Source organism: Zobellia russellii (assembly GCF_018728565.1).
GTDB classification, from domain to species: Bacteria; Bacteroidota; Bacteroidia; order Flavobacteriales; family Flavobacteriaceae; genus Zobellia; species Zobellia russellii.
In genome coordinates, this window is sequence record NZ_JACSOI010000001.1 from 770,570 (window position 1) to 793,699 (window position 23,130).

Consider the following 23,130-nt stretch of genomic DNA (forward strand, 5'->3'; position numbering starts at 1 on the left):
GATAATAGAAAAATATACTTCTCAAATTTAAAAATTCACACTTTTTTCCTTCTCAATTAGTTAATTCTTATTCTTGAGGTTTAAAAATTGTTTTTCGTATTAAAAAAATACTTATTTTTGACCTGTAGCATAGTGTAGCATAGATTTAGTTAATTTTGTTAATGATTTTGGAGCTGTCTCCTTTTAAATTTTGGTTTTTTCAAAAAAAAGGGGGTAACTTGGTCAAAAACAACGTTGAATTGCATTTGTGCTGAAATATATGCAACAGCTCTTTCTGTCTTTCTTAACATAACTCAACATGTTAGGTTAGCAAATTATAAAATACTAACTCAATTACTAACTTAAATTACTCATTATGAACCAGAACTTTAAGAGGTTAAATAGGGTTCGATCACATGTTTTTGTGCTCGTGACTTTATTTTTCTTTGGCGTGGCATCTGTATGCGCGCAAACCACAATTTCAGGTACTACTTCTGACGACCAAGGCGTTTTACCTGGCGTAAATGTCTTGGTGAAAGGCACTACTGTTGGGAGTGTTTCCGATTTTGATGGAAATTATTCTATAGAAGTGCCAGAAGGTAGTTCTACTTTGGTATTTTCCTATGTGGGATATTCCAAACAAGAAGTGGCCATTGATGGTCGGACAACAATTAACGTTACTATGTCTGAGGACGCTCAAGCGCTCAGCGAGGTTGTTGTTGTTGGATACGGTACGCAACGTAAAGCAGATTTGACAGGTGCTGTTGGCTCAATTAGTTCTGCTGATATTGTTTCCAAACCAATTACAAGTCCGGACCAAGCTTTGGCAGGTACAATCTCTGGTGTTAATATTACAAACCGTAGTGGGGATCCTGGAGCACCTATCAGCGTGTTGATTAGGGGTGTGGGAACAGCTGGAAATACTGACCCTCTTTGGGTTATTGATGGTATTCCTATTGTGCAAACGACCAATATTACGGTAAACACTTCTTCTACTACTGATTCTAACCCGTTGGCTGGTCTAAATGCAAATGACATTGAATCCATAGATGTTCTTAAGGATGCGGCTTCAACTGCAATTTATGGTTCAAGAGCTGCAAACGGTGTTATTATCGTTACCACTAAGAGGGGAAAAAGTGGCGACGCTAGGGTAACTTATAATGGGTATGTTTCAACGGCTACAACAAGAGATAGAATAGATGTTCTTGATGTAGAGCAGTTTATTGATATTCAGGGGGAGTTGGGAAGAGATCTTTCTGAGTTTTCTGGAAGTCCATATGTTGACTGGCAAGATTTAATTTTCAAAACGGGCTTCATTCAAAATCATAACGTAAGTGTTAGTGGTGGAAATGAAAAGGCCAAATATTTTATTTCAGGTGGATTGTTAGATCAAGACGGTATAGAGTTGGGTCAAGGATTCAAGAGATATTCCTTAAAAGCCAATTCAGAAATCAATGTCGGTAAGTATTTGAAATTTGGAGAGTCTATTCTATTAAGTCAAACAGATAGACAGGTACAGAGTGAGCAAGGTATTTACGCCGGTTTCCGTTCGTCATTGAATGCTCCGTATTACCAGCCTTTTGGTGATGGAGCTTTTGGGTATAATGACTCTACCCCTGAAACTAGAGGTAACGGAATAACTGCTAGTAACTATCTTTTTAATACTGATGATAGATATACTAGAACAACGTTACAAACACGTAAGGTATTAGCTAGTTTCTATGGAGAATTGCAAATTTTAGAAGGTTTGAAATTCAGGCCTTCCTTAGGTATTGACTATAATGTAGGTGTTGGTGATTACTTTACTTCGGACGCTGTTCTTAATAATTCAACAGGATCTTCACTTTTGGTTTCGTCCAGACCTATTGAATTAACGTTAACATCATCGGCAACTTTACAATATGACAAGTCTTTTGGTGATCATAACATAGGGGCATTGTTCGGATTTGAACAAACAAAGTTTAGATTTGATAAGCTTAGGGTTCAAGGTAGGAGTTTGTTTAATGAAAACTTTGCATCCACTGGTGCAGTAGGAACTGTAGGAGCCGCCAATGAGGCAGATCTTTGGACTTTGCAAGGGTGGTTAGGTAGACTTACTTATAATTACAAAGGAAAGTATTTGGCAACCTTTAATGTTCGTCGTGATGCAACTTCAAGATTTTCTCCGGATAATAGAACAGATGTATTTCCTTCTGTATCCTTGGGTTGGAGAATTTCAGATGAGTCTTTCTTTCCTAAGGAAGGAGCTTTTGATGATTTAAAAATCCGTGCAGGTTGGGGGCAGTCCGGTAACCAGGCTTCACCTACCAACTTCCCTTACTTAAGCTCTGTTGATAGTAATATAAGATATGTTATTGGCGATGATCAGGGAACGGTTGTTGCTCCTGCGCCAACTCTTTTTGCTAACCAAGATTTATTCTGGGAAACTAGTACTCAGTTTGATATTGGTCTTGATTTTAGTTTATTTAATTATAAGCTAACAGGTAGTATAGATTATTACAACAAAGAGAATGATGGAGTTCTCATTGGCTTGCCATTACCTTATGTATCTGGATTTTTCTTAGCTCCGGATGCAAACATTGGTTCAATAAAAAACTCAGGTATTGAGTTTTCAATGAATTATGCTGGAGAAATAGGTGATTTCACCTATTCTATTGGAGGTAATTTTACGACCAATAAAAATGAGGTCACAGATTTAGGTGAAGTTACCCAAATAGTTACCGGAATTGGCGGGGCTAGCACGCACCGGACTATAGAAGGTGCAAGCCTTGGTCATTTTTACGGCTATAAAACAGACGGTCTTTATCAAAATGATGCAGAGGTGGCTGCTGCTGTTCCAGATGCAAATGGTACACCATCACCTGGAGACATTCGTTTTGTAGATGTAAACGGAGATGGAATAGTGAACGCAGAAGATAGAACTGAATTGGGAAGTCCTTTTCCTGGGTTTTATTATGGTGCAAACTTTAATGCAGCTTATAAAGGATTTGATTTTTCAATTAACTTTAGAGGTGTTGGTAACAAACAGGTATATAATTCAGCAAGGATAGCATTAGAAGATCTAAGTTCTGGAAACAACTTTAGTACGCAGGTCTTAGATCGTTGGACAGGAGAGGGAACGGCTACTTCCAGTTCTAATCCAAGATTAACATTGAACGACCCTAATGGGAACAATAGATACTCTGATCGTTGGATAGAAGATGCGGGATACTTGAGAATCCAGAACGCTCAAATAGGGTACAACCTTCCTCAAGACCTCTTAACTTCTTGGACCAATGATATGATTTCAAATTTTAGAATATATGTTGGTGCACAGAACTTGGCAACGTTTACGAAGTATTCTGGCTATGACCCAGAGGTAGGGAGAACCCAAAGTTTCCAAAAAGGTGAGTTCACATTGGCAACAGGTCAAGATGGTGGAGCGTCACCTTTGCCTAGAATCTTTCAATTAGGACTATCCGTAACGTTCAATTAAGCCTAAAAAACTAAAAATATTATGAAAAAAATAATTGTATTTTTCGCGTTTGTATCGCTATTGGGAGCTTTCTCCTGTGGTGATCAATTAGACCTCGAGCCTCTGGATCGTGTCACCACAAATCAGTTCTATAAAACTAGAACGGATTTTGATGGAGCTGTTTTTGCCTCATACTCATCTATTCAAGATTTTTGGGGTACAAGTACAGAAACATTAGGTGAACGAGGGGAATTTTGGAAGATTTCTTTGGCTATAACGGATGATGTGGCCGCAGATGAGGTTAACGGAACATCTTCTAGGGATATAGATAACCTCTTACTTCGTTCTAATGATGTGCCATTTGGAGCTGTGTATACTCAAATCTATGAAGGCATATACAGAGCTAACATAGTTATTGAAAACTTAGATGGTGAGAATGACTTAACGGAAGAGGATAAAACCATAATTAATGCAGAAGCCAAATTTTTAAGGGCTTGGTTTCATTTTCAGGCTATGAAAATGTTCGGTACGCCTCCTTTGGCTCTAGACATTAGAACTGGTATTAACGATCAGGCTAGGCCAAATGCAACTCAAGAAGAATTGTATGCTGCAATATTGGCTGATTTAGCTGAAGCTGAAGCTGGTCTTCCTGCGGAGTGGGACGGGTCCAATACTGGTAGGGTAACCTTATGGACTGCTAAAGCCTATATAGGAAAAGTAAATGTTTGGAAAGAAGATTGGCCTACTGCAATTACTGCATTAGAAGAAGTTGTAAATTCAGGACCCTATGTTTTGGTTCCGGATTATGAGCAATTGTTTGCTTATACCAATGAAAATAATTCAGAGTCTATTTTTGAGATTCAGTATGGTGGACCGTTTTCGGATGATAACCTTTGGGTTTTTGATGATACGCATTCAGAAGATTTTAAAGCTTCTCAAGGAACTGCACGTGGAAATTACTGGGATGCGGCCGGAGGTGCTCCAGGTGGAAAGCAAGGTCAGTGGGTGCCAACTCAGGATTTAGTTGACGCCTATGAAGCTGGAGATGAAAGATTAGGTGTTACAGTTTACCAAGAGGGAGATATGTATTACTCTTTTGATGGAACACGTTATGAATTGGAATACGATCCAGCTTGGTCTTCAACAGGATATACACTAAAAAAATATAGAGGAACTTTAAATGCTGTAGTGGGCAATTCTTCTGCTAACGGACAAGTAGATTTTAACAATGAACGTTGGTTCAGGTTTGCAGAAGCCAAATTACTTTACGCCGAAGCTTTAATCAGAGGAGGTGGTGATGTTGGAATTGCATTTGACGAGATAGATGATATTCGCGAAAGAGCAGGTTTAGGTCCTGTTGATCGTTCACAAGATCCAATGGATGCGTTAATGCAGGAAAGAAGAGTAGAACTTGCATTGGAGCCTCACAGGTATTTTGATATTACCAGATGGGGAATTGGTGCTGAGGTTTTTGGAGCAGCTTGGGATGATAAGTACAATGTATTTCCTTTTCCACTTACGGAGATTGACAGGTCTAAGGGCTTGTTGATTCAGAACCCAGGATATTAAAAATTTTCTTTTTGGGGTTTCCCTAAAAAGTATAGTAATTTTACTGAAAAGGAATCCAATTTTGAATACTCTCTAGATTGGATTCCTTTCTTTTCATGGACGTTTTTAATTTTTTTTCATGTTCACTACGTATAAAATAGGCCGGTTCTATTGTATTCTCTTTTCGTGCGTGGTATGGGTGTTTATATCATGTGCTCAAAAGAACCGAACGCTTTTTCGGGAAATAGAACCTTCTGAATCGGGACTTGGTTTTCAGAATGCTTTAACATTAACAGATTCCCTTACCATACTTGATTTTGAATACATGTATAACGGGGCTGGTGTTGCCGTAGCCGACTTTGATTTAGATGGTCTACAGGATATCTATTTTACGGGAAATATGGTAAGTAACCGTCTGTATCGTAATCTAGGGGATTTTAAGTTTAAAGATATTACAGAAACGGCCAATGTAGGTTCTACACACTGGTCAAATGGGGTAGCAATAGTTGATATCAACCAAGACGGCTATCCTGATATCTATGTTTGTAGGGCAGGTCCAAGAGGAGCTAAAGACGCGGATAAGACCAATTTGCTATTTGTAAACAATGGTATAAAAGATGGGAAGTTAACTTTTACCCAAGAAGCAGAGAAATGGGGGTTGGCAGATGCCAGCTATTCTGTACAGTCGGTCTTTTTTGATTATGACGGTGACGGTGATCTGGATATGTATCTTTTGAACAATGCACTTGTAGATTTCAATAGGAACACGGCAAAACCTAAGGATAATGCAGATAAAGTGCCCTCCGTGGATAGGCTTTACAGGAATGATAGTGGGGAAGTAATTCCCGGTAATCCTGTTTTTACCGATGTTTCGTTAGATTCCGGAATTTCCATAGAAGGGTATGGTTTAGGTGTAGAGGTATGCGATATTAATTCAGACGGTTGGCCAGATATATATGTCTCCAATGACTTTCTAACGGATGATTTGCTTTATGTTAATCAAAAAGATGGAACGTTTAAAAATGAAATAGCTACCTATTTTAAGCACCTTACATTTAATGGTATGGGTAATGATATTGCCGATATTGATAATGATGGTAATATGGATGTTGTAGTGTTAGATATGCTTCCCCCGGATAACAAACGATGGAAACTTACTATGATGGGTAATAATTACGATCAATTTAGAACTAGACAAGATTACGGCTATCAACCACAGTATATTAGAAATACTTTGCAACTGAATAACGGTAATGGTTCTTTTAGTGAAGTAGGGCAATTGGCAGGAATAGATGCTACGGAATGGAGTTGGAGCGCTTTGTTCGCAGATTTTGATCAGGATGGACTTAATGACCTATGTATTACTAACGGATACCGTCAAGATATCACTAATCTTGATTTTATGGTCTACGGAGATAGAGTGCTTACTATGGGTACGGAAGAGGCCAATCGTAAAAAACGCATTGAGGAGCTCAATAAGTTACCAGGTATAAAGGAGAATAATTACTTTTTTAAGAACCTAGGAGGCCTAACTTTTAAAGATACATCCCTAAAAGTTGGTTTTGATAAAGCCACGTATTCCAATGGAATGGCCTATGCGGATTTAGATAACGACGGTGATTTGGACTTGGTCATGAACAATATTGATGACCCGGCAGGTTTGTATGAAAACACTATCTCATCAGAAGAAAACAGATACATTAGATTTAAGTTTAAAGGAGCTCAAAAGAACCAACAAGCCTTGGGAAGTCAAGTCGAAATTTTTTATGCAGATAGTGTACAGAAAAAATACTTTACTCCTTATCGCGGTTATTTGTCTACCGTAGAACAGGCTTTACATTTCGGGGTTGGGCAGTCTAAGGTATTAGATAGTGTTAAAGTAGTTTGGCCTAATGGTAAAGTTCAAAAGCTTGAAGGTATAACTACTAATCAAGAGTTGGTATTGGTCTATGAAAATGCAAATGAAGCAAAGCATATTTCAAAAATTTCTACACCTAAAACATTGTTTCAATCAGCAGATAGTATAGGTCTTGATCGGTTACATGTAGAGAACGAATTTGTAGATTTTAAGGTTCAGGCACTTTTACCCCACATGCATTCAAAAAACGGGCCTGGACTTGCCGTGGGTGATGTTAATGGTGATGGGCTAGAAGATATGTACGTGGGCGGTGCTACGGGTCAAGCAGGAGCATTAATGCTTCAAAGGCAAGACGGTTCTTTTGATACGAAGGAGTTTGGTGAAACAGATAATGAGGATATGGGTGCTCTGTTTTTTGATGCTGACAATGATGGTGATCAAGATTTATATGTGGTGAGTGGAGGCTCCTCTTTTCCTATAGGAGACAAGAGGTATCAAGACCGGTTCTATGAGAATGATGGACAAGGCAATTTTAGGTTATATAAATCATTACCAAATATGCCTGTTAGTGGATCTGTTGTTACCGCGTCCGATTACGATAAAGATGGAGATTTAGACCTTTTTGTTGGGGGTAGGGTAAGGCCGGGAGAATATCCGTTACCTCCTGAAAGCTTCCTCTTAAAAAATAGTAGTAATGCCAGTGGTATAAAATTCAGTAAGGATTCGCAGTCTGTCAGTTCGGTACTCAAGGATTTGGGTATGGTAACTTCGGCCCTGTGGACAGATTTTAATAATGATGATTGGGAAGATTTAATTGTTGTAGGAGAATTTATGGCCCTACGCTTTTTTCGGAACAACAAAGGAATATTGTCTGAGGTAACAGAAGAAACGGGTCTTGCGCATACCAATGGTTGGTGGAACAGTATAACTTCGGGTGATTTTGATAATGATGGAGATACAGATTATATATTGGGCAACCTTGGTCTTAATAGCAAGTTCAGAGCTAGTTTTAAGGAACCTTTGTGTATCTACGCAAGTGATTATGATAAGAACGGACAAATAGATCCCGTTATGTGTCATTTTGTTGATGGAAAGAATTACGTGGCACACTCCAGAAACGATTTAATTAGTCAGATCAACGCTATGCGTTCGCGTTTTAGGACTTTTACGGACTATGCCAATGCTACTTTTGAAGAATCTTTTTTAGAGGAGGAAATAGAAAATGCCTATGTGGTACGAAGCGAAACATTTGCCAACTCTTATCTAGAGAATTTAGGTAATGGAAAGTTCAAGCTTTTGCAATTACCGAGGATAGCTCAAATTGCACCTGTGTATGGGGTATGGGTTGGAGATTACAATAATGACCAAAATCTTGATATACTTGCTGTTGGTAATTTTTACAGTGGCGAGGTATTCTCGGGCAGGTATGATGCTTCAATTGGTTGGTTGTTGATGGGTAATGGCAAAGGAGGTTTTAGCAAAGCCAATGTATCACAAAGTGGTTTTTTGGTTGATGGAGATGGAAAAAGCTTGGTTGGTCTAACTGCTCCTGGTAAAGAAATAATTGTAGCCGGAGTAAATAATGATAGTTTAAAAAGCTTTTATCGACCTGTAAAAAATAAAGTATATCAGCCAAGGCCGGGAGAAATTTCAGCTTTATTGACCTTTGAAAATGGTCAAAAACAAAAAATTGAATTTCACTATGGAGAAGGTTACCTTTCTAGTGGAAGTCGCATTTTGAGTATTCCCAATTCAGCAGTTTCAGTTAAGGTTAAAAATTTTGACGGTACTGAAACCGAAATTTTAAACGACCTATGAAGAATTTGAAACCCAGTTTGTTGGCGTTAGGTCTCATTCTTCTTTTTATAAGTTGTGGTGAGAACAAATCGCATCGTTTTCGTTTGCTGGATGCCTCTCAAACGGGAATAGATTTTCAGAATACGATTACTGAAAATGACAGTATAAATGTGTTTGAATTTATGAATGTATATACCGGTGCCGGTGTGGCAGTGGGTGATATAGATAATGATGGCCTTACTGATGTTTATTTTAGCGGTAATATGGTTTCTGGTAGGTTATACCTAAATAAAGGAAACATGCAATTTGAGGATATTACGGAAAAAGCAGGGCTACTTAACACGCGTTGGGGTACGGGAGTGAGTATGGTTGATATTAATCAAGATGGATTTTTAGATATCTATGTCTGTGTTTCTGGAAGTGCTACGGTATCGGAAAGGGCCAATATGCTTTTCATTAATAATGGCGATATGACATTTACCGAAAAGGCTGAGGAATACGGCCTAGCTGATACGCGTCAAAGCATGCATGCTGCTTTTTTTGACTATGATAGAGACAATGATTTAGACATGTATTTGCTGGTAAATCCCGCAGCTTATGAATATAATGTAAATGTGAGTAAACCGCGAGAGCTTGATGGTCAATCCGTAAGTAATGACCGTTTGTATAGGAATTTGGGTAATGGCAAGTTTGAAGATGTTTCTGCAGACGCCGGAATTTTAGTTGAAGGGTATGGACTTGGTGTTGGGGTTTCTGATATAAATGGAGACGACTGGCCGGATATTTATATCTCTAATGATTTTATTGGGAATGATATTCTCTATATCAATCAAAAAGACGGTACGTTCAAAGATGCAATTACCGAACAGATCAAGCATACTTCTTATGCCGGAATGGGTAATGATGTTGCAGATGTAGATAACAATGGTGACCCCGATATTATGGTGTTGGATATGCGTCCCGAAGATAATTTAAGGCAAAAAATGATTATTTCCTCAACGGGTTATGATCGATTTCAAATTATGCTGAATGCAGGTTACAATGCCCAATATAGTCGTAATACCCTTCAGTTGAATCAAGGTATGGATAGGTTCAGTGAAATTGGTTTTATGGCGGGAATTAGTAGCACAGATTGGAGCTGGAGCCCACTTTTGGCCGATTACGACAATGATGGTCGTAAAGACTTATATGTTACTAACGGTTTTTTAAGAGATTTGGGAGACTTGGATTATATCCATTATCAAAAAGCATACGATACACCTTTAGGTGATGTGGACGCAAAAATAGACTTAAAATTAAAGTCAATTAGTGAACTGCCTATGGCAGATTTACCAAACTATGCTTACCGGAATAATGGGGATATGACGTTTGAAAAGGTATCCGCTGCTTGGGGCATAGATAAGGCCAGTTGTTCCCATGGTGCAGCTTATGCTGATTTGGATAATGATGGTGATCTTGACCTATTGGTAAATAATATGGATCAACCAGCTTTCGTGTATGAAAATGAGGGTAACTCTAAAGAGATAAATCATTATTTACGTGTTAAACTGGAGGGTCATCAAGGCAATCTTCAAGGAATAGGCGCAAAACTAAAAGTAACAACAGAAGATTCGGAACAGTATTACCAACATTACTTAAGTAGGGGGTATGAATCTAGTGTAGACCCTACCGTACATTTTGGACTGGGAAAAGCCAAAAAAATAAGCAGTGTTGAAGTATGGTGGCCTAATGGTACGTATCAGGTTGTGAATAATCAGGTTGTTGATACGCTTTTAACGTTATGGCAGTCTAAGGCTTCTAAAGATAGTCCCCTAAAAAAGAAAGTTGAAAAGCAATTGTTCTCTGATGTAACGGATAGTCTGAGTATTGACTTTACGCATCATGAAGATGATTTTGTTGATTTTAAATTACAGCCAATTTTACCGCACATGCACTCACGAAACGGACCGGGCATTGCTGTTGCAGATGTTAATGGAGACGGTTTAGAGGACTTTTATGTAGGTGGGGCAAAAGGTCAACCAGGGGAGCTGTTTTTGCAAAATAAAGATGGAGATTTCGTGTCCAAAGAGGGTTTTGATGCCAACCTTGAAGATATGGGTGTTTTGTTATTTGATGCTAATGGGGATGGTTACAAAGACCTTTATCTAGTAAGTGGGGGTGTAAGTGCAGAAATGGGTGACGAGGTATATCAAGATAGGCTTTACATGAACGATGGTAAAGGAAGCTTTTTACTCTCTGATGCACTGCCTAAAATTAGTGCAAGTGGTTCATGTGTTGTTGCAAGTGACTTTGATAAGGATGGGGATTTGGATTTATTCGTTGGGGGCAGATTGGATCCTGGCAAATACCCAATGCCATCGCGTAGTTATTTGCTTGAAAACCAGTCATCAGAAGACGGGGGTTTTAAGTTTGTAGATGTTGGCAATGAGATAGTTGGCTGGGAAGAACTCACCATGGTTACATCTGGTATATGGACAGATTATGATAATGATGGCTGGACGGATCTTTTAGTGGTTGGTGAATTTATGCCTATCACTATTTTTCATAATGAAAAGGGCAAATTGGTCATGCAAAAAGAAACAATCGGATTGGCAAAAACCGAAGGCTGGTGGAATAGCATCAACGGTGGCGATTTTGACCAAGACGGAGATACGGATTATATTTTGGGCAATTTAGGACTCAATAGTAAATATAAGGTCTCTTCCGAGGAACCTCTTTGTATTTATGCTAATGATTATGATAAGGATGGCCGTATAGACCCTATAATGTGCTACTATATTGATGGTGAAAATCATTTGGCCCACTCGCGTGATGAGATTATTGGTCAAGTCAATGCTATGAGAAGTAGGTTTAAAACCTATAGATCATATGCGGAAACTAGTTTTGAGAAATCATTTCTGCCCGAAGAGTTAGAAGAGTCTTACGTAGTAAAGAGTCATACTTTTGCCAGTAGTTATCTTGAGAATATGGGAGATGGCAGATTTAGTTTGAGCCAACTTCCATTTGAGGTGCAAACGGCACCTGTTGAGGGGATTGCTGTTGATGATTTTGACGGAGATGGAAATTTGGATGTACTCATGACTGGTAATTCGTATGCTACGGAAGCTGCTACAGGTAGGTATGATGCCTTTATAGGTGCATTGTTAAAAGGAAATGGTCAAGGTACTTTTGAAAATGTCTCTGTACAAGAAAGCGGATTTTTAAACGACTTGGATGGAAGCGGCTTGGTTTCAATTAAAAGAGGTGATGGGGTTCAGAATATATTGGCAGCTAATAACGATACAAGGTTAAAAGTTTTCCAAGTTAATGATGTTCCTAATAGAAAATGGGTAAGAATAGAAGACAATGTTGCGTTTGCGGAAATAAGGCTAAAGAACGGTAAGAACTATAAGAAAGAGTTTTATTTTGGTTCAGGGTATTTATCGCAGAACAGTAGAAGTATGTCCGTAAATGAAAACATTCAGGAAATAAAAGTTATAGATTCAAATGGAAATACAAAAACGGTGTATTTAGATGAAGAAATTAAGTAGTAGCGTCATAATATGTATTGTGTTGTTGGTGTCATGTGGTACCAAGCATAATCAAGAAGATTTGGATACTTATTTTGAAGGAGGGTTGTCAAAATATAACCGCCAGCTTACAGATGTTATAGTTGCCGATATTTTTACACCTCCAGTAGCGAGTAGAATATACGCATATTCCAATGTTGCCGCATATGAGGGAATTCGGTTTATGGAACCTTCAAAAAAGTCTTTGGCATCTAAGCTTAATGATTTGGGAAAATTATCTGAGCCTGAGCCAAGTAAGCAGTATTATTATCCTTTGGTGTCTGCGGTTTCATTTTTAAACGTAGGTAAATCTTTGGTGTTTGATTTGGACAAGGTAGAGGCGATTAAAAGTGAGCTGCTCAAGGAGGTTAGAGAAATTGGTATTGATGAAGAGGTCTATGAAAACTCGGTGTCTTTTGGGGAACAATTGGCAGCGGAAATATTGGCCTGGGCTGCAAAAGATGGATACTTGCGTCGCACGGCGCTCCCTAGATACTCTGTAAGTGAGGATGCTGGCCGATGGCGACCTACTCCGCCCGATTATATGGAGGCTATAGAGCCACATTGGAATACCATAAGGCCCTTTGTTTTGCAATCTGCTGGTCAGTTTGATCCAGGGTTGCCCACGTCCTTTGATGTAGAAAAGGACTCTAAATTTTATAAAGAGGCCATGGAAGTATATAGTACGGTCAATCAACTAGATGACAAGCAACTAGAGGTTGCCAAGTTTTGGGATTGTAATCCAAATATATCGCATACCAAGGGGCACGTAATGTATTTTCAGCAACAAATATCACCTGGTGGGCATTGGATGCATATTGCCGCCCAAGTTTTAGAAGAGCAAAAGGCAGGTGTAGTTGAGTCTGCAGAAACCATGTCTTTAGTTGGGGTGACCATTGCGGATGCTTTTATAAGTTGTTGGGATCAAAAGTACAAGAGCAGTTTAACTAGGCCGGAAACTTATATCAATAATTATATAGATCAAGATTGGGAACCTATTTTACAAACTCCAGCTTTTCCTGAACATACTTCGGGTCATAGTGTGGCATCTAGTGCAGCAGCAACTGCGCTTACACAGTTGTTTGGTGAGGATTATGCTTTTGTTGATGCTACAGAAGTGCCATACGGTCTTCCGCCAAGAAGTTTTCAATCATTTTGGCAGGCAGCGGAAGAGGCAGCAATAAGCCGATTGTATGGTGGAATTCATTATAGGCCTGCAATTGAGCTTGGTGTACAACAAGGAAAAGCCATAGGTAATTTTGTTGTTCAGCAATTAAAGTAAGAATTAGTAAGAGGGTATTTTGTTTTGATTTTTAGAAGGATATAAAACTGCGGGAAACTCCATAGACCACGTTAATTGAAGGAAATATCTTATTTTATAAATAGATTATATGTATCTTTCAAAGGTTTTTACGTTATGAAAATTTATTGATTGAGACAATTTTCATTAGAATTAGGTAAACTTTTTTCATTTTTTATTGGTTAAACGTATTTAAAATTGGCATTAATGAGCTGATACGCTCAAATTATTTTTGCAGTTTTTACAATACACTGTATATTTGATTAGTAGCATAGAATATCATAGCACAATATTTGAAATTATATTACGTTTTCCTACACGACTTTAGAGTTGGTAGAATTTAATTAAACACTAATTTTTTATTACAATATATAAATAGATGACTTCAAACACGACTCTAATGACCGACGGCCCCAAGATAGATACTATTGGAGCGGATGATAATTTTCAAACCACTCTAGAAAAAATATACGATCAAGACGGTACGGTCATTTACAATTTTGAAGTATCAAGTAACGAGGAGCGAATTCCTGAACCAATAACCCTGCAGTGGAAGGTTCCAGCGATTAATGTAAAAGGGGTATGGAAGCCAACAACTGATTTTAACAAGCGTATTCAGGCAGACTGGGAGTTGGATAATATGGAGTCTAGAATTTCTATTGACTCTCCTGTCATTTCACTTTTTGGTAACAGTGACGAGAATATCCTAACCTTTGCTTGTTCCAATGCAATCAACAAATTGGAGATGAATGCGCGTTTAAGGGAAGAGGACAATTGTTTTTACTGTCATATCACCTTTTTTACGGAGCAACATTACCCCATAAAAAACTTTAAGGTGCAATTGCGATTGGATAATCAGAATCAGCATTTCTCTGAAAGTTTGAAAGCGGTTTCCTCATGGTGGGAGACGTTTGACGAGTTGAAACCTGCCTATGTTCCCGATATTGCAAAAAAACCATTGTACTCCACTTGGTACCAATTTCATCAAAATCTTGAAGTAGACCTACTACTTAAGGAGTGCAAACTGGCCAAAGATTTAGGTTATGAGGCCATTATTATAGATGATGGATGGCAAACGTTCGATTCGAATAGAGGTTATGATTTTACCGGAGATTGGAAACCGGACCGTATTCCCGAAATGGCAGAATTTGTCAGGAATGTGCATAAAACAGGTATGAAGGTAGCCCTTTGGTACTCTGTTCCTTTTTGTGGGGAAAAGTCAAAAGCGTTTAAACGCTTTAAAGGCAAATTCTTGACGGAAGACCATAGATGGGCACCAGTTTTTGATCCACGCTATCCAGATGTAAGACAGTATTTAATAGATATCTATTCAAGCGCGGCCAAAGACTGGAATCTAGATGGTTTTAAACTAGATTTTATAGATGACTTCAGATTTTATAAGGACACGCCTACCCAACTAGGACCGGATGCAGACTATACTTCAATAAATGATGCTGTAGATCGCCTGTTGACCGATGTAAAGGAGGCGTTGACAGCTATAAACTCTGAAATTTTTATTGAGTTTAGACAAAAATACACGGGACCTGCAATGCGTAAATATGGAAACATGTTCCGCGCTTTTGATTGCCCTGGAGATGCTACCATGAACCGACTGCGAATAGCGGATATACGTATGCTTGCTGGTAATACCGCTGTTCATTCGGATATGGTTACATGGCATGCGGACGAACCCTTGGAAATTGCCGCATTACAAGTAATTAATACACTTTTTGGTGTGCCTCAGCTCTCTATTATGCTGAGTGAAACACCAAAAGAGTATGTAAATATGATTGGTTTTTATACAAAGTATTGGAATGAAAATGCCGATGTTCTCATGAATGGTAATTTCCTTCCCTCAAAACCTCTCGCCAACTACCCAACAAAGCGTGTGTCTAAAGATGGACATGCAATTATAGGAGTTTATGACGCGTGGGTTGTAGAGTTTAATGAAGAATATAAGAGTATGGATATTTTAAATGGTCAAATAGCGGACCATATTGTCATCCGGAGCACAAAAGATTCGGGCGCTTACCGTTGCAAAATTTATGATTGCCAAGGAAATTTAATTAGGGAAGATAATGTAGTATTTTCGAAAGGAGTACTTGAGGTTCAAGTTCCAGCTTGCGGAATCATCAGGACCGAGAAAATATAATTGAATTCAAATGACCGAAAAGGAAAAAATGATTGCTGGTCAACCCTATAATCCACATGATAAGGAGTTGGTAAAAGGTAGGTTAAATGCACGTAGACTAATGCGTGAAATTGAGGCCATACCAATGGATAAGGAGCGGCAGCGCAAGCATTTTTTCAAAGAACTATTTGCCGAAACGGGCAAGAATTTCTACATAGAAAACCGTTTTACTTGTGATTACGGGTTCAATATTTACTGGGGAGAAAATTCTTACGCTAACTTTGATTGTATTATTTTAGACGCCGCGCCGGTTTACATAGGTAAAAATGTAATGATTGCACCGGGGGTAAGGTTACTTACCGCTACGCATCCCTTGGAATTTGAAGCCCGAAATTCTGGTATAGAATATGCAAAACCAATTCATATTGGAGACAATGTCTGGATTGGTGGCGGAGTAATCGTTAATCCTGGGGTTACTATTGGTAATAATAGTGTTATAGGTTCTGGAAGTGTGGTTGTAAAGAATATTCCGGATAATGTTGTGGCCGTAGGTAATCCGTGTCGCGTACTAAAGAAAATTGATAACTAGTGCCCTTGTAACTTTTGTTCAATATCAATTTAAAATTTCAAATTCATGCTCTCAATTGTCTCTTTTGTAGGTTTTACACTCTTAGTAGCGTTCATTGCTTGGTACGCTACAAGAAGCACTAATGAAAAATCTGCCGATGGGTACTTTTTGGCAGGTAGAAGCTTAGGGGCAATTACAATTGCCGGTTCTTTGCTTTTGACCAATCTTTCCGCAGAACAGATTGTAGGGCTTAATGGACAAGCGTTTACCGAAGGTGTATTGGTGATGGCATGGGAGACTTTGGCGGCAATTGCCATGATTATAACAGCTGTGTTCCTGCTTCCCAGGTACATGAGGGGCGGTATAACCACTATTCCACAATTTGTTGAGGATAGGTTCGATCACGGTACAAAAGCTATTCTCACGGCTTTATTTTTATCAGGTTATGTTATTGTAGTTATTCCCTCGGTATTGTATTCCGGTTCGTTGGCGTTTAGTACAATGTTTGATTTGCCTAGTCTTCTTGGACTTTCAAGTACGGTTACCTTGTGGATTTGTGTGTGGAGTATTGGTATCATCGGTATTATATATGCAATCTTTGGAGGATTAAAAGCGGTTGCGGTTTCTGACCTTATCAACTCTATAGGGCTTTTGATAGGTGGTCTTCTCATTCCTGTGTTTGGATTAATGGCTATTGGCGATGGAAGTATTTCTGAGGGATTGAGCATGCTTTGGAACAGTCACCCTGAAAAATTTAATGTAAAGGGAGATGTGGATGCTTCCATTCCTTTTGGGACCATTTTTACGGGAATGATGCTCGTGCAGATGTTTTATTGGGGAACCAACCAAGTGATTTTGCAACGTGTTTTTGGGGCTAAAAATTTAAAGGAAGGTCAAAAAGGGGTTATACTTGCTGCTTTAGTAAAGTTTTTAATACCCATAATTGTAGTTCTTCCGGGTATTATAGCGTGGCATATTTTTGAGGGGAATCTTGATAATCCGGACCAAGCCTATCCAAAACTGGTTGCTACGGTGCTTCCAGCTGCATTTACTGGCCTCTTTGCCGCAGTACTATTTGGTGCAATTCTCAGCTCCTTCAATAGCCTTTTGAACAGTAGTGCCACCTTGTTCGGGTTTGATTTGTATCGTCAATATTTTAAGAAAGATGCCACAGAGGTAGAAACCGTAAAAGCAGGTAAAACATTTGGTCTTGTTTTGGGTATCTTGGGTATGTGCGTAGCGCCATTGATTGCCAATGCGCCTCAAGGACTTTTCGCCTGGTTGCAAGAAGCGAACGGTTGTTATAGCATTCCCATTTTAACGGTTATCGTAATAGGTTTCTTTACCAAACGGGTTCCGGCCATAGCGGCTAAAATAGGGGTGATTTCAGGCGTTGTTTTGTATTCTATAAGCCAGTTTGTTATTAAGCCTTATTATGTGGATAGCGCATTAGCGGAAGCAGCACAGAACGGAATAACGGATGCCAAAGCGTTGAGTGTGATACAAGCGGAAGCTTATCCGCACTTTTTGCATGTAATGGCCATTTTGTTTGTCTTGAACATTATAATTATGCTGGTAATTGGTAAACTTTATCCAAGGGAAACGGATTATAAACCAATGACTACCGATGCTGTAAGTGTTGAACCTTGGAAATATGCCTTTGTTGTAGGGGCGGCCATAACGGTCTTGGTTCTTAGTACGTATTTAATATTTTAAAACTGAAGAACCACTCCTAAAGTTCCGGGGCCAAAATTAAGGTTCCAGCTCATTTTCTTGGCCTGGTCATTGTATTTTTCGTTGTATTTTCTATCTAGGTAACGGTCTATAGATTCTACCGTGGCTACACTGATTGCTACGGCAAATACAAAATCACTTAACCAATGTTGGCCATCCCAAATTCTAGAAATGCCTGGTACGGCTCCTAGTGTATAAATACCTGCTTTTACCCACGGACTTTTAAATTGCTTTCCAATCGCATACGCGTTTGTAAAGGCCAATAAGGCGTGTCCTGAGGGGAAAGAATGGTAGTTTCTGTTCGAGTTGAAGGGGTCAAAAGTGTCCTTTCCCTTTTCGGCTACCGGCCGTGCCCGTCCTACCGCAGATTTTAATACTTGCTGTAAAAAACCGGCCGAGGTGGCCGATGATATTAAGAGTACTCCGGTACGACGTAATTTTTCGTTTTTTGTTATCAATCCAGCTAAATAAACCCCGGAAGTTGCCAGGTAATTGTTCTCGGGACTTCCGTAAAGTTCGCCGTATTCCCTAATAATATGGGGTACACTTTCTTTTTGTCTTTGTATAAATTGAGAAGTATCATCATCCAAAAGGTAAACGGCACCTGTGCCTGCTACTACACCGCCAAATTGTGCCCATTGTTGCCCTTTCCAGTGAAAAGGTCTGGAGTAGGAGTAACCCACGCCTTTAAACATGTTTACAAAATCATACTTGAACATATCCCACCTTTTTTCAGGTACAGGAACAATTGAGTCCTGGGCATAGGAACCCATCGTAAAGATGGTAAGGAGTAAGGCTAAGGTCTTTTTCATAATAATTGCAAAACTAGACGTATTCTTTAAAGTTTCAGCCTTTGAAAATGAAAAAATAGATAGGATTGTGCGGTTTGGCTGTATTTAGAGGTTACTTTCAGTTAATTTACAAAATAAATGGATAGTAAGAGTATTGCCGGGAATCATAAATAATTGAGCCTAAACTTTAAAAATAGATTTCCTGAGCTAGGCGAAAAGTATTGGCGTGAGCCTCTACAATAGTTTTGATGTCCGGGGAATAACCACCACCCATGCTGCATTGTACGGGTATTTGCAAATGATGGCAAATTTCCAATACTAGAGAATCCCGTTTTTTGCATCCTTCCATACTTAGGGCCAATGTTCCCAATTTGTCCGAGCCTATAACATCTACACCGCAGAGATAAAAAATAAAATCAGGTCTTTCTTTAGAAATAAGTTTGGGTAAGTTTTCCTTTAAGATTAACAGATAATCATTATCATTCGTGTTTTTGGGTAAGGCGATATCTAAATCCGAATTTTCTTTTTTGAAAGGATAATTGCTTTCTCCGTGCATAGAAAACGTAAAAACCGAGGTGTCGTTCTGAAAAATCTCGGCAGTACCGTTACCTTGGTGTACGTCCAAATCAATAATGAGTATTTTTTTTGCCAATTTTTCCTGCTGTAGATATCTTGCCCCAATAGCCTGGTCATTCAGCATACAAAAAGCTTCACCGTGATCGGAATAGGCATGGTGGGTTCCGCCCGCAATGTTCATCGCTATACCGTTTTCTAAGGCATATAAACAACCTTTCATTGTGCCGTCTGCAATGATGCGTTCACGCTCTACCAAATCTTCCGTAAGAGGAAACCCAATTTTTCTTGCCTGTCTAGGTGGAATTTTAATGTTGAGTAAATCATAGAAATATTCAGGGTCGTGAACGGCTACAATGTATTTGTCATTGGGTATTTCCGGTTCAAAAAAGTTCTCTGGTGTGCAGGTACCTTCGTGTAGCAGTTGCTTGGGAAGCAATTCATATTTAAGCATTGGAAAACGGTGCCCTTCTGGTAAGGAATGTCTGTAAATAGGATGGTGCGCTATTTTTAGCATACCACAAATATAGCTATAAGCTTTTCAGGAACTAGAAAATGGATAGTTGATAAAATGGAAGGTGGACGGTTGGTTACGCTACTTTTTTAAGAAGGTCAAAGCACGGACATTTGCCACATCTTTTGCTTTCGTTCTTTTTGTACTTTTTACAGCACTTGCTTTTAAGTTTAGTGTCGCAAGATAGAACCTTCTCCAGACGTTGTTGAAGCAACTCTGGTTTTGCCTTTTTTTTGTCTTTCTTCTTAGACGATTTCTTTTTCTTTGACACCCGCTTAAATTCTAAATATGGGCAAATGTAACTATTTTAAATAAATCTAAATAAGATTGAAAAGTTAAAATTCATACTCCAAGTTCAAAAAACATCAAATTTTAATGTGTTGAGATTAAGTGTATTATTTCTGAATAGTTGTCTTTTGAATTTAACCCTATAAAAAAGATAGGATAAATAGAGTTTTATTTTTGTTTGTGTTTTTCGTTCCTATATCTTTGCCGGTTCTTAGTGGAATTGAAAAGAAATTGAATTGTAAAAAGAAGCATTTGCAATGAAAACAGGAAGTGAACTAAGTAGAAAAATTAACCGCAGGGCACGTATTTCAAAATATGTAATCTATAAAGAAACCTTAGTAGATTTTAAAGAGCAATTTTGGTCTTTTCTTGGTGCGTTTATGGGTATTGGTCTTATTGCCCTTTTGCAGTCTTTTTACCTGCCTAAACTAGAAAATGTACTCTTGATCGGTTCTTTTGGTGCCTCTAGCGTATTGATTTACGGAGCTATTGAAAGTCCGTTGGCGCAGCCTCGTAATTTTATTGGAGGGCAATTGTTATCTGCATTCATTGGTGTTACGGTGTACAAGCTTTTGCCAGATGTAATTTGGTTAACTGCACCATTGGCCGTTGCTACCTCTATTGTAGTTATGCAGGTAACTAAAACTTTGCATCCGCCAGGTGGTGCCACGGCTCTAATTGCTGTCATAGGTACTGCAAAAATTAAATCCTTGGGTTATTTTTATGTAGTTTCACCTGTTTTAATGGGTACGGTAATTCTCTTTGTTACAGCCCTTGTTTTTAATAACATTACAAAACATAGAAGATACCCTGCAAACGGCAGGCTGGCACATGCCATAAAGAAATTAGCTCATAAAAGAAACAAGCCTTATGCTACGTAAAAATGTGCTACTTGTCTTTTAGAACGTCCCTACTTTTTATGTAATTTAAGTTGAATACGCTTGCGCGGAACATCAACCTGTAGCACTTTAACAATGATTTGTTGTTGTAGGCTAACATGTTCGTTAACATCCTTAACAAAGGTATCCGCTAGGTTGGATACGTGAATGAGTCCGCTTTCTTTTATGCCTATATCTACAAAACAGCCAAAATTGGTAATGTTATTGACAATACCCGGTAACAATTGACCTTCTCTTAAATCCGTAATGGACTTTATGTTTTGATCAAAGGTAAAAACCTTAGCTTTCTCCCGACGGTCAAGTCCTGGTTTTTCAAGCTCCTCTACAATATCCTTTAGTGTGGGTAACCCGATAGTTTCAGTGCAATAGGACTCTAACTTTATAGTTTGTAAGATGCTGCTGTTTCCAATCAATTTGGTTACGGGAACACCTTTGTCCTTAGCTATTTTTGTAACGATACTATAACTTTCCGGGTGTACGGCAGAATCGTCCAAAGGATTTTTGGCATCTTTTATCCTGAGAAAAGCAGCTCCCTGTTCAAAAGCCTTACCTCCTAAGCGAGGTACTTTTTTAATTTCCGTTCTACTTTTAAAAGCTCCGTTTTCATTTCTATAGTTTACAATGTTTTCGGCCAATTTTGGTCCAATACCGGATACATAACTAAGAAGAGGAACACTAGCGGTATTGATATTTACACCAACCGAATTTACGCAACTCTCCACCACGCTATCCAGAGAAGTTTGTAATTTACCTTGTTCCACATCATGTTGATACTGGCCCACACCAATAGATTTCGCATCTATTTTTACAAGTTCGGCCAATGGGTCTGCCAGTCGTCTTCCTATGGATACAGAACCTCTTACGGTAACATCGTAATTTGGGAACTCTTCTCGCGCAATTTTTGAGGCGGAATAAATAGATGCTCCAGCTTCACTAACTACAAAAACCTCAATCGGATTTTTAAAATGGATGTGCTTCACCAGTTGTTCCGTTTCACGGGAAGCGGTTCCGTTACCAATTGCAATGGCTTCAATTTTATAGGCGTCACAGAGCGAACTTATTTTTTTTATGGCTTCTGTACTTTTGTTTTGAGGTGCATGCGGATAGATAGTCTCATTATGTTCCAAATCGCCTTGAGCACTCAAACAAACCACTTTGCAACCGGTTCTAAAACCAGGGTCTATTGCTAAAATCCGTTTTTCTCCCAAAGGAGCCCCTAACAACAATTGTTTTAGGTTTTTAGAAAATACCTTTATAGCATCTTCATCTGCTTTCTCCTTGGCATTTTTAAGTATCTCGTTTGATAAAGAAGGATAAAGTAGGCGTTTGTACGCGTCGGCAACGGCCATTTCTATTTGAGACGTACAGGAATTGTTGGATTTTATAACTCGGTCTTCAATACGTCTGAGCATTTCATCCGAATCAATTTCAATTTTAACACGTATAAAGCCTTCGTTTTCGGCACGCAAAATAGCTAATAAACGGTGAGATGGGCATTTTTTTAAAGCTTCGCTCCAATCAAAATAATCACGGAATTTCTGGGCTTTTTCGTCATCCTTCTTGGTTGAGATAACCTTTGTGACGATCATGGCACTACGCTCTAACTGATTTCTTACCAGATTACGAACAGAAATGCGTTCATTGATCCATTCCGAAATAATGTGTCTGGCTCCTTCCAAAGCTTCATCTGCATTGGCAACTTCACTATTGGTGTATTGATTCGCAGCCGATTCTATATCACCATGGTTTTGGGCCATTATGATTTTCGCCAACGGCTCTAGTCCGTTTTTACGGGCGGTTTCAGCTTTGGTCTTTCGTTTTTTCTTAAAAGGAAGGTAAAGGTCTTCCAAGGAAACGAGGTCATCAGTCTGTTCAATCTTATGCCGGAGTTCGTCTGTTAGCCCACTTTGTTCCTCAATGGCCTTTAGAATAGCGGTTTTTCGCTTTTCAAGTGCTTCAAATTGGGTTTTAAACTGCACTATATTTCCAATCTCTACCTCGTCTAGATTGCCCGTTTTTTCTTTTCTATATCTAGAAATAAAAGGTACGGTACAGTCTTCATTAAGAAGTTCTACAGTATTCTCAATACTCTTTTGCGGGAGTTGAGTGTGCTTGGATATATAGGAAATGAGTTGCATAGGCCCTTAG

General features: G+C 38.8%; 12 protein-coding genes. 9 read left to right on the forward strand and 3 right to left on the reverse strand.

All coding sequences use genetic code 11. The features are described 5' to 3' along the window. The first annotated feature begins 355 nt into the window (after window positions 1-355). From H9565_RS03285 to H9565_RS03320, 8 genes are all read left to right on the forward strand, one after another. Window positions 356-3,454: a SusC/RagA family TonB-linked outer membrane protein gene (locus tag H9565_RS03285; protein ID WP_215437443.1), complete on the forward strand. Its 3,099-nt coding sequence runs from the start codon at window positions 356-358 to the stop codon at window positions 3,452-3,454. A 21-nt stretch (window positions 3,455-3,475) separates the two neighbouring features. Further along, window positions 3,476-5,002, forward strand: a complete 1,527-nt coding sequence (locus H9565_RS03290; RefSeq protein ID WP_215437446.1) for a RagB/SusD family nutrient uptake outer membrane protein — start codon at window positions 3,476-3,478, stop codon at window positions 5,000-5,002. Between the two features lie 118 nt (window positions 5,003-5,120). Continuing rightward, window positions 5,121-8,657, forward strand: a complete 3,537-nt coding sequence (locus H9565_RS03295; RefSeq protein ID WP_215437449.1) for a VCBS repeat-containing protein — start codon at window positions 5,121-5,123, stop codon at window positions 8,655-8,657. Continuing rightward, window positions 8,654-12,166 carry a VCBS repeat-containing protein gene (locus H9565_RS03300; RefSeq protein ID WP_215437452.1) on the forward strand — a complete coding sequence of 1,171 codons (3,513 nt, stop codon included), beginning with the start codon at window positions 8,654-8,656 and terminating at the stop codon, window positions 12,164-12,166. Before H9565_RS03295 ends, H9565_RS03300 begins: the two co-directional genes overlap by 4 nt. Then, complete coding sequence (locus tag H9565_RS03305; RefSeq protein WP_215437455.1) at window positions 12,150-13,466, forward strand: vanadium-dependent haloperoxidase; 1,317 nt, start codon at window positions 12,150-12,152, stop codon at window positions 13,464-13,466. The genes H9565_RS03300 and H9565_RS03305 overlap by 17 nt, the downstream gene beginning before the upstream one ends. Before the next feature lie 418 nt (window positions 13,467-13,884). Further along, the gene (locus H9565_RS03310; protein WP_215437456.1) at window positions 13,885-15,636 is read left to right on the forward strand and encodes a glycoside hydrolase family 36 protein; all 1,752 of its coding nucleotides are present in this window, start codon (window positions 13,885-13,887) and stop codon (window positions 15,634-15,636) included. A gap of 10 nt (window positions 15,637-15,646) precedes the next feature. Further along, complete coding sequence (locus tag H9565_RS03315; RefSeq protein ID WP_215437459.1) at window positions 15,647-16,204, forward strand: sugar O-acetyltransferase; 558 nt, start codon at window positions 15,647-15,649, stop codon at window positions 16,202-16,204. Between the two features lie 45 nt (window positions 16,205-16,249). Beyond that, window positions 16,250-17,899 (forward strand): solute:sodium symporter family transporter, encoded by a 1,650-nt coding sequence (locus H9565_RS03320; protein WP_215437462.1) that lies wholly within the window; start codon window positions 16,250-16,252, stop codon window positions 17,897-17,899. On the opposite strand, the gene H9565_RS03325 is transcribed toward H9565_RS03320, so the two are convergent. Together H9565_RS03325 and H9565_RS03330 are read right to left on the reverse strand one after the other, a co-directional pair. Then, window positions 17,896-18,729, reverse strand: coding sequence for a phosphatase PAP2 family protein (locus H9565_RS03325; protein ID WP_215437464.1), 834 nt, complete (start codon window positions 18,727-18,729; stop codon window positions 17,896-17,898). The two genes, H9565_RS03320 and H9565_RS03325, sit on opposite strands and share 4 nt — an antisense overlap. A gap of 166 nt (window positions 18,730-18,895) precedes the next feature. Beyond that, complete coding sequence (locus H9565_RS03330) at window positions 18,896-19,798, reverse strand: histone deacetylase family protein (protein ID WP_215437466.1); 903 nt, start codon at window positions 19,796-19,798, stop codon at window positions 18,896-18,898. 542 nt (window positions 19,799-20,340) lie between these two features. Here H9565_RS03330 and H9565_RS03335 point away from each other — a divergent pair. Then, window positions 20,341-20,964, forward strand: coding sequence for an HPP family protein (locus H9565_RS03335; protein ID WP_215437468.1), 624 nt, complete (start codon window positions 20,341-20,343; stop codon window positions 20,962-20,964). A gap of 29 nt (window positions 20,965-20,993) precedes the next feature. Here H9565_RS03335 and H9565_RS03340 read toward each other — a convergent pair whose 3' ends face one another. Beyond that, window positions 20,994-23,120 (reverse strand): Tex family protein, encoded by a 2,127-nt coding sequence (locus H9565_RS03340; protein ID WP_215437470.1) that lies wholly within the window; start codon window positions 23,118-23,120, stop codon window positions 20,994-20,996. Window positions 23,121-23,130 lie beyond the last annotated feature (10 nt).